Annotated in this window: 9 protein-coding genes, 1 tRNA gene and 1 pseudogene; all 11 read right to left on the bottom strand. The window is 64.3% G+C overall.

What is annotated here, in order from left to right; genetic code table 11:
- Positions 1-38: 38 nt before the first annotated feature.
- A complete protein-coding gene (locus ACEQZY_RS14150; RefSeq protein WP_370155303.1) occupies positions 39-866 on the bottom strand; it encodes a hypothetical protein in 828 nt (275 codons plus the stop codon).
- 23 nt (positions 867-889) lie between these two features.
- Positions 890-5,212, bottom strand: coding sequence for a DNA-directed RNA polymerase subunit beta' (rpoC, locus tag ACEQZY_RS14145; RefSeq protein WP_370155301.1), 4,323 nt, complete (start codon positions 5,210-5,212; stop codon positions 890-892).
- A gap of 37 nt (positions 5,213-5,249) precedes the next feature.
- Entirely contained in the window at positions 5,250-9,347 is a 4,098-nt protein-coding gene (rpoB, locus tag ACEQZY_RS14140) for a DNA-directed RNA polymerase subunit beta (RefSeq protein WP_370155299.1), read from the bottom strand.
- Positions 9,348-9,576: 229 nt separating this feature from the next.
- Positions 9,577-9,951: a 50S ribosomal protein L7/L12 gene (gene rplL / locus ACEQZY_RS14135; RefSeq protein ID WP_341703629.1), complete on the bottom strand. Its 375-nt coding sequence runs from the start codon at positions 9,949-9,951 to the stop codon at positions 9,577-9,579.
- 63 nt (positions 9,952-10,014) lie between these two features.
- Positions 10,015-10,524, bottom strand: a complete 510-nt coding sequence (gene rplJ, locus ACEQZY_RS14130) for a 50S ribosomal protein L10 (protein ID WP_341703630.1) — start codon at positions 10,522-10,524, stop codon at positions 10,015-10,017.
- A gap of 357 nt (positions 10,525-10,881) precedes the next feature.
- On the bottom strand, positions 10,882-11,601 hold the full coding sequence (gene rplA / locus ACEQZY_RS14125) for a 50S ribosomal protein L1 (RefSeq protein WP_341703631.1): 720 nt from the start codon (positions 11,599-11,601) through the stop codon (positions 10,882-10,884).
- Positions 11,602-11,615: 14 nt separating this feature from the next.
- Positions 11,616-12,050 carry a 50S ribosomal protein L11 gene (rplK, locus tag ACEQZY_RS14120; RefSeq protein ID WP_341703632.1) on the bottom strand — a complete coding sequence of 145 codons (435 nt, stop codon included), beginning with the start codon at positions 12,048-12,050 and terminating at the stop codon, positions 11,616-11,618.
- Between the two features lie 146 nt (positions 12,051-12,196).
- The gene (gene nusG / locus ACEQZY_RS14115) at positions 12,197-12,727 is read right to left on the bottom strand and encodes a transcription termination/antitermination protein NusG (RefSeq protein ID WP_341703633.1); all 531 of its coding nucleotides are present in this window, start codon (positions 12,725-12,727) and stop codon (positions 12,197-12,199) included.
- A 2-nt stretch (positions 12,728-12,729) separates the two neighbouring features.
- Positions 12,730-12,927, bottom strand: coding sequence for a preprotein translocase subunit SecE (gene secE, locus ACEQZY_RS14110; protein WP_341703634.1), 198 nt, complete (start codon positions 12,925-12,927; stop codon positions 12,730-12,732).
- A gap of 44 nt (positions 12,928-12,971) precedes the next feature.
- Positions 12,972-13,048 (bottom strand) — tRNA-Trp (locus tag ACEQZY_RS14105).
- A gap of 27 nt (positions 13,049-13,075) precedes the next feature.
- Positions 13,076-13,202, bottom strand: a pseudogene (gene tuf / locus ACEQZY_RS14100) (elongation factor Tu); the annotation flags it as partial.

Below are 13,202 nucleotides of genomic sequence, written 5' to 3'. Positions count from 1 at the left end.
CCCGGCTTAAGGCGATTCGTCCAAGGCGGCAAGCAGCCTCAGGGCGGCACGGGGATGACCCGGCCGTCGTCCAGTTCGGCCGTGAAACCGGCGCCTTCGGGACGCAGGCGCCGCAGGGCTGCGGGCAGTTCCTGTCCCGCGCCCTCTTCCTCTGCCAGCCGGCCATCGCGCAGCGACAGCCGCAGCAGGCGCCGCCGCCCGCGGTCGGGCACCAGGATCAGATCACGGCCTGCCGCCTTCATCACGGCCGACATGGCGATCTCGGCCCGGCCATAGACATGGTTGCTGTAACCGGCCGCCTCGGCCAGCAGCGGCAGCGTGCCCGCCTGCAGGCGATAGACCCGCAGCAGGCCGGCCAGATGCGGCATCGCCACCAGCGCCACTTCCTCCGCCCGGCCATCGCCGTCGAAATCGCCGATGCCGACCGGTGCCAGCCAGCGGTTGCTTCGCCCAATGAAGGGGGTGGCAGCCAGCAGGACCACCTGTTCCTGCCACAGGCCGTAGAAGGCCAGCCGGGCGCCCTGGTCGCGGTCGCTCTCGATCACCATGGCGGCATCGCCAAGCCCGCCGGCGGTCACAAGCCGCGGGACCAGATCCTCGAAGACACGCTCTTCCGGCAGGGTCAGGCGATAATCGGCACCGGCGGGATTGCGCAGCACCAAGGCCCCAGCCTCGACCGGGTCGCCCAGCGCGCCATGGGGATAGCGCGTGGTGGGCGCGGCGAACCAGGCCTGCCGGATCGCCCCGGCACCATGGGCCAGGGTCGTCCCGGGTACCAGATCCTGCGCTGCTGCCGGGCCGGCCAGCAGAAGCAGCACAAAAAGAAAGGGAGCGGCCGCGAAGCCGCTCCCCTTCTGACGCAGCATCTCTGCGTGGTTTCCGTTCAGGCTCAGTCGGCGGCGTCGCCGACCGCAGCCTGCAGCTCGCTTTCCAGCGCATCCGCGAAATCGCGGTCGCGCTGGGCGGCCAGCGACTTCATGCGGCTCATCAGGGCGCCGGTGCCGACCGGGATCAGACGGCCGACGATGACGTTCTCCTTGAGGCCGACCAGCTTGTCCACCTTGCCGCCAACGGCAGCCTCGGTAAGCACGCGGGTGGTCTCCTGGAAGGACGCCGCCGAGAAGAACGAGCGGGTCTGCAGGCTCGCCTTGGTGATGCCGAGCAGAACCGGCATGCCCTTGGCGATCTTGCGGCCCTCGGCCTCGGTCTTGGCATTGACCTCGTCGAACTCGCTGCGGTCGACCTGCTCGCCGATCAGGAAGGTGGTATCGGCAGGATCGGTGATCTCGACCTTCTGCAGCATCTGGCGGCAGATCACCTCGATGTGCTTGTCGTTGATCTTCACGCCCTGCAGACGATAGACCTCCTGGATCTCGTTGACGAGATAGTTGGCCAGTGCCTCGACGCCCATCACCTTCAGGATATCGTGCGGCGCCGGGTTGCCATCGAGCAGATGCTCGCCCTTGCGCACGAAGTCGCCTTCCTGCACGGCAATGTGCTTGCCCTTCGGGATCAGGTATTCGATCGGATCCGCACCCTCCTCGGCCGGCTTCAGCAGCAGGCGCCGCTTGGCCTTGTAGTCCTTGCCGAACTCGACACGGCCATCGATCTCCGCGATCACCGCATGGTCCTTCGGACGCCGGGCCTCGAACAACTCTGCCACTCGCGGCAGACCGCCGGTGATGTCGCGGGTCTTGGTGCCTTCCACCGGGATACGGGCAAGTACGTCGCCCGCATGGACCTGGGCGCCGTCCTCGACCGACAGGATCGCGTCTGCCGACAGGTAGTAGCGGGCCTCGGCACCACTCACCAGGGTCAGAACCTCACCCTTGTTGTCACGCAGGGTGATGCGCGGACGCAGCTCGCTGCCCTTCGGGTTCTGCTTCCAGTCGGAGACGACCTTGTAGGAAATGCCGGTCGCCTCGTCGGTCGCCTCGCGCATCGACACGCCCTCGACGAGGTCGCGATAGTTCACGATACCCTCGCGTTCGGTGATGATCGGGCGGGTATACGGATCCCACTCGGCGATGCGCTGGCCCTTCCTGACGCTGCCGCCCTCGTCGGCCACCAGGCGGGCACCGTAGGGCACCTTGTGGCGGGCGCGCTCGCGGCCATTGGCGTCGACCAGCACAACCTCGCAGTTGCGCCCCATCACCACGAAGCGGTTCTGGCTGTCGGTAACGAGATTGCGGTTGACGATCTTGATGGTTGCGTCGTAAGCGGCTTCCAGGCTCGACTGCTCGGCCACCTGGGCCGTGCCGCCGATATGGAAGGTGCGCATGGTCAGCTGGGTACCCGGCTCGCCGATCGACTGGGCGGCGATCACGCCGACCGCCTCGCCGATGTTGACGGGCGTGCCGCGGGCCAGGTCGCGGCCGTAGCACTTGCCGCAGACGCCGACCTGGCTGTCGCAGGTCAGCACCGAACGGATCAGGACGCTTTCGACGCCAGCCGTCTCGATACGGTCGACATCGCGTTCCTCGATCAGCTCGCCGGCCGCCACCAGCACGTCGCCCGAAAGCGGGTGCTTGACGTCGGTCGCCGCGCTGCGGCCGAGAATGCGCTCGCCCAGAGTGGCGATCACCTCGGCGCCCTCGACCACCTCGCGCACGGTCAGGCCGCGCTCGGTGCCGCAATCCTCCTCGGTGATGATGCAGTCCTGCGCCACGTCGACGAGGCGGCGGGTCAGGTAACCGGAGTTGGCGGTCTTCAGCGCGGTGTCGGCCAGACCCTTGCGGGCGCCGTGGGTCGAGTTGAAGTACTCGAGCACGGTGAGGCCTTCCTTGAAGTTCGAGATGATCGGCGTTTCGATAATCTCGCCCGACGGCTTGGCCATCAGGCCGCGCATGCCGGCCAGCTGCTTCATCTGCGCCGCCGAACCGCGGGCGCCGGAATGGGCCATCATCCAGATCGAGTTGATGCCCTTGCGCTTGCCGGTTTCCTGGTCGATATCGGTCTGGATGATCTTCATCATCTCGTCGGCAACACGATCGGTGCACTGCGCCCAGGCGTCGATGACCTTATTGTACTTCTCGCCCTGGGTGATCAGACCGTCCTGGTACTGCTGCTCGTATTCACCGACCAGCTTGCGGGTCTCCTCGATCAGCCCTTCCTTCGCCATCGGCACGACCATGTCGTCCTTGCCGAAGGAAATGCCGGCCTTGAAGGCGCGGGTGAAGCCGAGCGCCATCATGCGGTCGCAGAAGATGACGGTCTCTTTCTGGCCGCAATGGCGATACACCACGTCGATGACGTTGGTGATCTCCTTCTTGGTCAGCAGCTGGTTGATCACCCGGAACGGCACATTCTTGTGCTTGGGCAGGATCTCGCTCAGCAGCATGCGGCCAGGCGTGGTGGTGACGCGGGCGATGATCGGTTCACCCTCGGCATCCACCGTATGCAGGCGGGCCTTGATCCGGTGATGCAGGGTGATCGCCTTGGCATCCAGTGCCTGCTGGATTTCGGCAACCGTCGTGAAGACCGGGGTCTTCTCGATCAGCGCGCCGGACGCAATGATCCGCTCGGCTTCCGCCTTGACCGTAGTCTTCGGCAGCTCGACATGGGTCTTGGCGTCATAGACGATGACGTCATCTTCCGCCCAGGCCTTGATCAGTACGGCCGGATCCTTGATCTGGACGCGGTTGCCCAGCGGGCTGGCGCGTTCCATCGAGGTGTAATACAGGCCGAGCACGATATCCTGTGACGGCACGATGATCGGCTTGCCGTTGGCCGGGCTGAGGATGTTGTTGGTCGACATCATCAGCACGCGGGCCTCGAGCTGGGCCTCCAGCGACAGCGGCACGTGCACCGCCATCTGGTCGCCGTCGAAGTCGGCGTTGAAGGCCGCACAGACCAGCGGATGCAGCTGGATCGCCTTGCCTTCGATCAGGGTCGGCTCGAAGGCCTGGATGCCCAGGCGGTGCAGCGTCGGTGCGCGGTTCAGCAGCACCGGATGCTCGCGGATCACCTCCTCGAGGATATCCCAGACCTCGGGCCGCTCCTTCTCGACCATCTTCTTGGCCATCTTGACGGTGGCGGCCAGGCCACGCAGCTCAAGCTTGGAGTAGATGAACGGCTTGAACAGCTCCAGCGCCATCTTCTTCGGCAGGCCGCACTGATGCAGCTTCAGCTCCGGGCCGACCACGATGACCGAACGGCCGGAATAGTCGACGCGCTTGCCGAGCAGGTTCTGGCGGAAGCGGCCCTGCTTGCCCTTCAGCATGTCGCTGAGCGACTTCAGCGGGCGCTTGTTGGCACCGGTGATGACGCGGCCGCGGCGGCCATTGTCAAACAGCGCATCGACCGATTCCTGCAGCATGCGCTTTTCGTTGCGCACGATGATATCCGGCGCGCGCAGTTCGATCAGCCGCTTCAGGCGGTTGTTGCGGTTGATGACGCGACGGTACAGATCGTTGAGGTCCGAAGTGGCGAAGCGGCCGCCATCCAGCGGCACCAGCGGGCGCAGCTCGGGCGGGATCACCGGCACGACGGTGAGCACCATCCACTCCGGACGATTGCCGGAATCGATGAAGGACTCGATCAGCTTGAGCCGCTTGACCAGCTTCTTCGGCTTCAGTTCCGACGTCGTCTCGGCCAGCTCCTCGCGGATATTCTCGCGTTCCTTTTCGAGATCGATGGCGGTCAGCAGGTCGCGGATCGCCTCGGCGCCAATCTTGGCGACGAAAGCGTCATCACCATACTCTTCCTGGGCGCGGTAGAGCTGCTCTTCAGTCAGCAGGTCGAACTGCTTCAGCGGGCTGAGGCCCGGCTCGACCACCACGTAATTCTCGAAATACAGGATGCGCTCGAGGTCCTTCAGCGTCATGTCCAGCATCAGGCCGATGCGCGAGGGCAGCGACTTGAGGAACCAGATATGCGCCACCGGCGAGGCCAGCTCGATATGGCCCATGCGCTCGCGCCGGACCTTGGACAGTGTGACCTCGACACCGCACTTCTCGCAGATCACGCCGCGATACTTCATGCGCTTGTACTTGCCGCACAGGCACTCGTAGTCCTTGATCGGGCCGAAGATGCGGGCGCAGAACAGGCCGTCCCGCTCAGGCTTGAAGGTGCGGTAGTTGATGGTTTCCGGCTTCTTGATCTCGCCGTAGGACCAGGAGCGGATGCGCTCCGGGCTGGCGATCGAGATCTGGATCTGGTCGAAGCTCTGGGCGCCCTGCGGCTGGCCGAAAACGTTGCTAAGCTCGTTCATGGTGTCGTCTCCTCGTGGAGAATGCGTTTCGCGATGATCAGTAGGAGCGCTGCGACAGCTCGACATTCAGGCCGAGCGACCGCATCTCCTTGACCAGCACGTTGAACGACTCGGGGATACCGGCCTCGAAGTTGTCGTCGCCGCGCACGATGGCCTCGTAGACCTTCGAGCGGCCGGCAACGTCGTCCGACTTGACCGTCAGCATCTCCTGCAGGGTATAGGCGGCGCCATAGGCCTGCAGGGCCCAGACCTCCATTTCGCCGAAACGCTGACCACCGAACTGCGCCTTGCCGCCCAGCGGCTGCTGGGTGACCAGCGAGTACGGGCCGATCGAGCGGGCATGGATCTTGTCGTCGACCAGGTGGTGCAGCTTCAGCATGTAGATGTAGCCGACCGTGACCTTGCGGTCGAAGGCTTCGCCGGTACGGCCGTCGATCAGGGTGACCTGACCCGACTTGTCCATGCCGGCCTTCTCCAGCATCTCGACGATGTCCGGTTCATGGGCGCCGTCGAAGACCGGGGTGGCCATCGGCACGCCGCGACGCAGATTGTCGCACAGCTCGATCACCTGCTCGTCGCCGAGGTCGTTGATCTTCTCGGCATATTCCTGCTTCGAGTAGACCGACTTCAGCACCTTGCGCAGCTCTTCGGCCTTGGCCGAGTTGCGGCGCACCTTGTCGAGCATGTCGCCGATCTGGCGACCGAGGCCGGCCGAAGCCCAGCCCAGATGGGTCTCCAGAATCTGGCCGACATTCATGCGCGAGGGTACGCCTAGCGGATTCAGCACGATGTCTACCGGCTGGCCATCCTCGAGATAAGGCATGTCTTCTTCCGGCATGATGCGGGAGATGACGCCCTTGTTGCCGTGGCGGCCGGCCATCTTGTCGCCCGGCTGCAGCTTGCGCTTCACCGCTACGAAGACCTTGACCATCTTCATCACGCCCGGCGGCAGTTCGTCGCCGCGCTGCAGCTTCTCGACCTTGTCCTCGAAGCGCTTCTGGATGCGGGTGGTGGCCGCATCATACTGCTTCTTCAGGGCCTCGATGTCGGCCATGTTCTTTTCGTTCTTGAGATCGATCTGCCACCACTGGCCGGGGGTCAGTTCCTCAAGCACGGCTTCGGAGATCTTGCCGCCGTCCTTGAAGCCCTTCGGCCCCTTCTCGGCCTGCTTGCCGAGCAGCAGCTCGCGCAGACGGCCGTAGATCGAACGTTCGATGATCGCCTTCTCGTCATCGCGATCCTTGGCCAGACGCTCGATCTCGGCCCGCTCGATGGCCAGCGCGCGCTCGTCCTTCTCGACGCCGTGGCGGGAGAAAACACGCACTTCCACGATGGTGCCGGAGACGCCCGGCGGCACGCGAAGGCTGCTGTCGCGCACATCCGAGGCCTTCTCGCCGAAGATGGCCCGCAGCAGCTTCTCTTCCGGGGTCATCGGGCTTTCGCCCTTCGGCGTGATCTTGCCGACCATGATGTCGCCCGGATGCACCTCGGCGCCGATATAGACGATGCCGGCCTCGTCGAGATTCTTGAGGCCTTCCTCGCCGACATTCGGGATGTCGCGGGTGATTTCCTCAGGCCCCAGCTTGGTATCGCGGGCCATCACCTCGAATTCCTCGATATGGATCGAGGTGAAGACGTCGTCCTTGGCAATCCGCTCGGAGATCAGGATCGAGTCTTCGAAGTTGTAGCCGTTCCACGGCATGAACGCGACCAGCACGTTGCGGCCGAGGCCCAGCTCGCCCAGCTCGGTCGACGGGCCGTCGCCGATGATGTCGCCGGCCTTCACCACGTCGCCCACCTTCACCAGCGGACGCTGGGTGATGCAGGTATTCTGGTTCGAGCGCTGGAACTTCAGCAGCTTGTAGATATCCACATTCGACTTCGACATGTCGGTCTCGTCGGTGGCGCGCACCACGATGCGGGTGCCGTCGATCTGGTCGACGACGCCCGAGCGCTTCGCCACGATGGTGGCGCCGGAATCGCGGGCCACCACTTCTTCCATGCCGGTGCCGACCAGCGGCGCCTCGGCGCGGATCAGCGGCACCGCCTGACGCTGCATGTTCGAGCCCATCAGCGCGCGGTTGGCGTCGTCGTTCTCGAGGAACGGGATCAGCGCCGCAGCCACCGAAACCAGCTGCTTGGGCGAAACGTCCATGAAGTCGACGCCCTCGGGGCGGGTCATCACGAAGTCGCCGTTGCAGCGGCAGGACACCAGATCGCCGGCCAGCTTGCCCTTGGCGTCGATTTCGACATTGGCCTGGGCGATGGTGTATTTGCCCTCTTCCATCGCGGTCAGATAGACCACCTCATCGGTGATCTTGCCATCGCGGATGCGCCGGTACGGGCTTTCGATGAAGCCGTACTGGTTGACGCGGGCATAGGTCGCCAGCGAGTTGATCAGACCGATATTCGGGCCTTCCGGCGTCTCGATCGGGCAGATGCGGCCGTAATGGGTCGGGTGCACGTCGCGCACTTCGAAACCAGCGCGCTCGCGGGTCAGACCGCCCGGGCCGAGCGCCGACAGGCGACGCTTGTGCGTGATCTCGCTGAGCGGGTTGGTCTGGTCCATGAACTGCGAGAGCTGGCTGGAACCGAAGAACTCGCGCACCGCCGCCGCCGCCGGCTTGGCATTGATCAGGTCGTGCGGCATCACGGTGTCGATGTCCACCGAGCTCATGCGCTCGCGGATCGCACGCTCCATGCGCAGCAGGCCGATGCGGTACTGGTTCTCCATCAGCTCGCCGACCGAACGGACGCGGCGGTTGCCGAGATGGTCGATGTCGTCGATCTCGCCGCGGCCATCCTTCAGCTCGGTCAGGGTGCGCACGCAGGCGAGGATATCCTCGGTGCGCAGCACGCGGACGGTGTCTTCGGCTTCGAGGTTGAGGCGGGCATTCATCTTGACGCGGCCGACCGCCGACAGGTCATAGCGCTCGGAATCGAAGAACAGCCCGTGGAACAGTGCCTCCGCGGTATCCATCGTCGGCGGCTCGCCCGGACGCATGACGCGGTAGATCTCGAACAGCGCCTGCTCGCGGTTCTGGTTCTTGTCCGCCACCATGGTGTTGCGGATGTAGGACCCGATGGTCACATGGTCGACATCCAGCACCGAAATCTGCTCGATGCCAGCAGCTTCCAGCATCTCGATCTTCTTGACGTCGAGCTCCTCGCCCGCCTCGAGATAGATTTCACCGGTGGTGTCGTTGATGATGTCGAGGGCGTTGTACTTGCCGGCCATATCCTGCGGGGTGACCAGCAGTTCCTTCAGGCCGTCCTCGGCCAGCTTCTTGGCCAGACGCGGGGTCAGCTTGGTGCCGGCCTCGACCGCAACCTTGCCGGTCTTGGCGTTGATCAGGTCGGAATTCAGGCGGATGCCGCGCATGCGCTCGGCATTGTAATCGGTGCGCCAGCCCTTCTTGTCATGTTTGTAGATCGCCTTCTTGTAGAAGGCGTCCAGGATCTCTTCCTGGGTCAGGCCAAGCGCGAAGAACAGCGTGGTGACCGGCAGCTTGCGGCGACGGTCGATGCGGACATGCACGATGTCCTTGGCGTCGAACTCGAAATCCAGCCACGAACCGCGATACGGGATCACGCGGGCAGTGTAGAGATACTTGCCCGAGGAATGGGTCTTGCCCTTGTCGTGATCGAAGAACACGCCCGGGCTGCGGTGCATCTGGCTGACGATGACACGCTCGGTGCCATTGATGATGAAGGTGCCCTTGTCGGTCATGAGCGGCATGTCGCCCATGTAGACATCCTGCTCCTTGATATCGAGCACCGACTTGGCCTGGGTGTCGGGATCGACCTCGAAGACGATCAGGCGCAGCGTCACCTTCAACGGCGCGGCATAGGTCATGCCGCGCTGCATGCATTCGTCAACGTCGTATTTCGGCGCCTCGAACTCGTACTTCACGAATTCCAGCGACGACGTCTCGGAGAAATCCTTGATCGGGAACACCGACTTGAAGACGCCCTGCAGGCCCGCATCGGGCCGCGTCGCGGCGTCATCGCCCATCATCAGGAAGCTGTCATAGGAGCTTTTCTGCACCTCGATCAGGTTGGGCATCGAGGTTACGCTCGGGATGCGCCCGAAGCTCTTGCGAACGCGCTTGCGGCCGGTGAACGACAAGGTCATGTCTGTTCCTAATCTCTCATCTCAGGGCAGCCTCCGGGGGAGACTGCGAACGATCCGGAAAGCGATGAGTTTCGCGGGCCCATATCCCGCCGGGCGATCGCCGCGCCCAGATCCGGTATCGTTGGTCCGCCGAAACCCTGCGGCGGCCAGGAGCGTGGTACTGACTGGTGCGGGAACCGGGGCAGGTCCACGCCGGACCGGCCCCGCCCGTAAGCAACTGGATCGAGACTTACTTGACCTCGACCTTGGCGCCGGCGCCTTCCAGCTGGGCCTTGAGCTTGGCGGCCTCGTCCTTGTTGACGCCTTCCTTGACCGCCTTCGGCGCGCCCTCGACCAGGTCCTTGGCCTCCTTGAGGCCCAGGCCGGTGATCGCGCGCACTTCCTTGATCACGTTGATCTTGTTGGCGCCCGCGTCGGCGAGGATCACGTTGAACTCGGTCTTCTCCTCGGCGGCCGGAGCGGCAGCGCCGCCGCCGGCAGCGGCAACGGCAACCGGGGCAGCGGCCGAAACGCCCCACTTCTCTTCGAGAAGCTTGGCGAGCTCGGCGGCTTCGAGGACGGTCAGGGTCGACAGCTCGTCGACGATCTTGTTCAAATCAGCCATTTCAGTGACTCCGATAGTTTAGGTTCGATACCTGGTTGGACTGTTACGGTTCGGCTTTCAGCCTTAACCCTTGGTGGCGTAGGCGTTGAGCAGGCGGGCCAACTGGCCAGCCGGCGCCTGCACGACACCGGCGACCTTGGTCGCAGGCGCGTTGAGCAGGCCGATGATCTTGCCGCGCAGCTCATCGAGCGACGGCAGACTCGCCAACGACTTCACACCTTCCGCATTCAGCACGGTTTCGCCCATGGCGCCGCCGACAACGACGAACTTGTCGTTCTTCTTGGCGAACTCCACGGCGACCTTCGCTGCCGCGACCGGGTCATTCGCATAAGCGATGCCGGTCGGGCCCTTGAAGAGATTCTTCAGGGGTGCGTAGGCGGTGCCCTCGAGGGCAAGGCAGACAAGCCGGTTTTTCGCGACCTTGAAGCTGGCGCCAGCGGCACGCATCTGACGGCGCAGCTCAGTCACCTGAGCAACGGTCAGACCGTCGTTCTGGGTTACCACGACAACCTCGGCCTTCTTGAAGACCGCGTTGAGCGAGGTCACCATCTCCTGTTTTTGAGCACGATCCACTGCTCGTCTCCCTAACAAGAACCGGGTGGTTTCCTTGCGGAGCGCATCCGGTCTGTCTGGCACTTGAGCGACCGACCTGTCGCTCCGGCTGTCGCTGTCTCCAGCTCGGCCGGTTGCGGCAAACCGATCACCCGGTTCGCCTGTCCCAGGGCTCGAACCTTCCTGAGCCCGGCCGCAGCCGGACCCGTGAAAGCTCTCTTCCCCGTCTATGCAGGTGGCGTACCCTTAAGTCCTTCGGCCGAAGCCTCCGGTCGCCTGCAGTCTCGGACAGGATGCGGACACGTCCCCGGCCGAAGCCGAAAGAGGCGCCGCTTCGCCGGCCCTTCCCGAAGAAGGCCCGGCGAAACTCGTCACGTCTTAGGCGGCCGCCTTCTCGGTGCCGCCGCCGAGCGCATCGCTCAGCTCGATGCGCACGCCCGGACCCATGGTCGAGCTGAGCGCGATCTTCTTCACGTAATGACCTTTCACGCCGGTCGGCTTGGCCTTGAGCACGGCATCGATGAAGGCCTTCACGTTGGCGAGAATCTGCGCCTCGGTGAACGATGCCTTGCCGATACCGGCATGGATCAGGCCCGCCTTCTCGACGCGGAACTCGACCTGGCCGCCCTTGGCCGCCTTGACGGCGCCGGCGACATCCATGGTGACCGAGCCCAGCTTCGGATTCGGCATCAGGCCGCGCGGGCCCAGCACCTTACCCAGCTTGCCGACCACCGCCATCATGTCCGGAGTGGCGATGCAGCGGTCGAACTCGATCTTGCCGCCATTGATGATTTCGGCCAGATCGTCGGCACCGACCAGGTCGGCGCCGGCCTTCTGGGCCTCCTCGGCCTTCGCCCCCTTGGCGAAGACGGCGACGCGCACGGTCTTGCCGGTGCCCGACGGCATGGTGACGACGCCGCGGACCATCTGGTCGGCATGGCGCGGATCGACACCGAGATTCATCGCGATCTCGATGGTCTCGTCGAACTTCGCCTTGGCGGCGGCCTTCACCAGCTTGACCGCCTCGTCCACGCCGTAGCGCTTGTCGGGGTTCACGGTCTTGGCGACGGCGGTGTAACGCTTGCCCTTGCTGCTCATGTCCTGATCTCCCCTTATTCGCCGTGAACGTCCAGGCCCATGGAGCGGGCCGAACCGACGATCATGCGACAGGCGGCATCGATGTCGTGAGCGTTGAGATCCTTCATCTTCTGCTTGGCGATCTCGCGCACCTGATCCATGGTCACCGCGCCCACCTTCTCGCCACGGCCGGTCAGCTTGGCGCCGGACTTGATCTTGGCAGCCTTCTTCAGGAAGAAGGTCACCGGCGGGGTCTTGGTGATGAAGGTGAACGAGCGGTCCGAATACACGGTGATCACCACCGGGATCGGCATGTCCTGCTCGAGATCCTTGGTCTGCGCGTTGAACGCCTTGCAGAATTCCATGATGTTGACGCCGCGCTGGCCCAGGGCCGGGCCGATCGGCGGCGACGGGTTGGCCTTGCCGGCCGGAACCTGCAGCTTGATGTAGCCTTCAATCTTCTTCGCCATACTCTCAGTCCTTTCCTGCCTCGGAGCGGCATTGCCCTCCAGTCAGCGGAGGCGCGGTACGGCGGCGTCCGGTCCGGCGAATGGACCCTGGCAGCCTCCCACGCGGTGAACCGGGCCGATACGCGCCCGGGTACTCGGCAGTCAGGTCAGAGCTTCTCGACCTGGCTGTATTCCAGCTCCACCGGGGTGGCGCGACCGAAGATCGACACCGCCACCTTGAGGCGGGCGCGCTCTTCGTCGACTTCCTCCACCACGCCGGAGAACGACGTGAACGGACCGTCGGCCACCCGCACCTGCTCGCCGACATCGAAGGTGACGGAAGGTTTCGGATGCTCGACACCCTCCTTCACCTGGTTGGCGATGCGCTGCGCCTCGGCTTCCGTGATCGGCGACGGCTTGCCGCCAGAGCTCAGGAAGCCGGTGACCTTCGGCGTATTCTTGACGAGATGATAGCTCTCATCGGTCATTTCCATCTTCGCCAGCACATAGCCGGGGAAGAATTTGCGTTCGGCATTGACCTTCTGGCCGCGGCGGACTTCCACCACTTCCTCGGTCGGCACCAGCACTTCCTCGAAAAGATCGCTCATGCCCTTCTGCGCCGCGGCATCGCGGATCGCCTGGGCAACCTTCTTCTCGAAGTTCGAATACACATGGACGATGTACCAACGCGCCGCCATCGTCAGCTCCCGAGACCGAGGACCAGCTGCACCACCAGGCGCAGCACCGAATCCACGGCAAAAAAGAACAAGGCGGCGACCAGTCCCATCAGGAACACCATCGCCGTGGTGACGAGGGTCTCCTTCCGGCTCGGCCAGGTCACCTTGGCAGTTTCCTGCCGAACCTGCCGGATAAACTCGATCGGACTGACCTTCGCCATCGCCTCTTACCTAACCTTCAACTCACCCAATGTCTGCGCCACGCTGGCAGGGGCGGAGGGAGTCGAACCCCCAACCCCCGGTTTTGGAGACCGGTGCTCTAGCCAGTTGAGCTACGCCCCTGCACGCGCGACAGACCGGAGCCGTCGCTTACGCGATGACCTTGGCGACGACGCCGGCGCCGACGGTGCGGCCGCCTTCGCGGATCGCGAAGCGCAGGCCTTCGTCCATGGCGATCGGCGCGATCAGCTCGACATCCATCGCCACGTTGTCGCCC

This window comes from Ferrovibrio sp. (assembly GCF_964218355.1).
Lineage (GTDB): Bacteria > Pseudomonadota > Alphaproteobacteria > Ferrovibrionales > Ferrovibrionaceae > Ferrovibrio.
The sequence above is the reverse complement of the archived record's forward strand: the minus strand, read 5'-3'. Positions and strand labels throughout refer to the sequence as shown.

What these genes read in the sequence shown, in the direction of transcription:
- ACEQZY_RS14150 (WP_370155303.1), bottom strand. Translation starts at nt 866, where the DNA reads ATGCTGCGTCAGAAGGGGAGCGGCTTCGCGGCCGCTCCCTTTCTTTTT.
- rpoC (WP_370155301.1), bottom strand. Translation starts at nt 5,212, where the DNA reads ATGAACGAGCTTAGCAACGTTTTCGGCCAGCCGCAGGGCGCCCAGAGC.
- rpoB (WP_370155299.1), bottom strand. Translation starts at nt 9,347, where the DNA reads ATGACCTTGTCGTTCACCGGCCGCAAGCGCGTTCGCAAGAGCTTCGGG.
- rplL (WP_341703629.1), bottom strand. Translation starts at nt 9,951, where the DNA reads ATGGCTGATTTGAACAAGATCGTCGACGAGCTGTCGACCCTGACCGTC.
- rplA (WP_341703631.1), bottom strand. Translation starts at nt 11,601, where the DNA reads ATGAGCAGCAAGGGCAAGCGTTACACCGCCGTCGCCAAGACCGTGAAC.
- rplK (WP_341703632.1), bottom strand. Translation starts at nt 12,050, where the DNA reads ATGGCGAAGAAGATTGAAGGCTACATCAAGCTGCAGGTTCCGGCCGGC.
- nusG (WP_341703633.1), bottom strand. Translation starts at nt 12,727, where the DNA reads ATGGCGGCGCGTTGGTACATCGTCCATGTGTATTCGAACTTCGAGAAG.
- secE (WP_341703634.1), bottom strand. Translation starts at nt 12,927, where the DNA reads ATGGCGAAGGTCAGTCCGATCGAGTTTATCCGGCAGGTTCGGCAGGAA.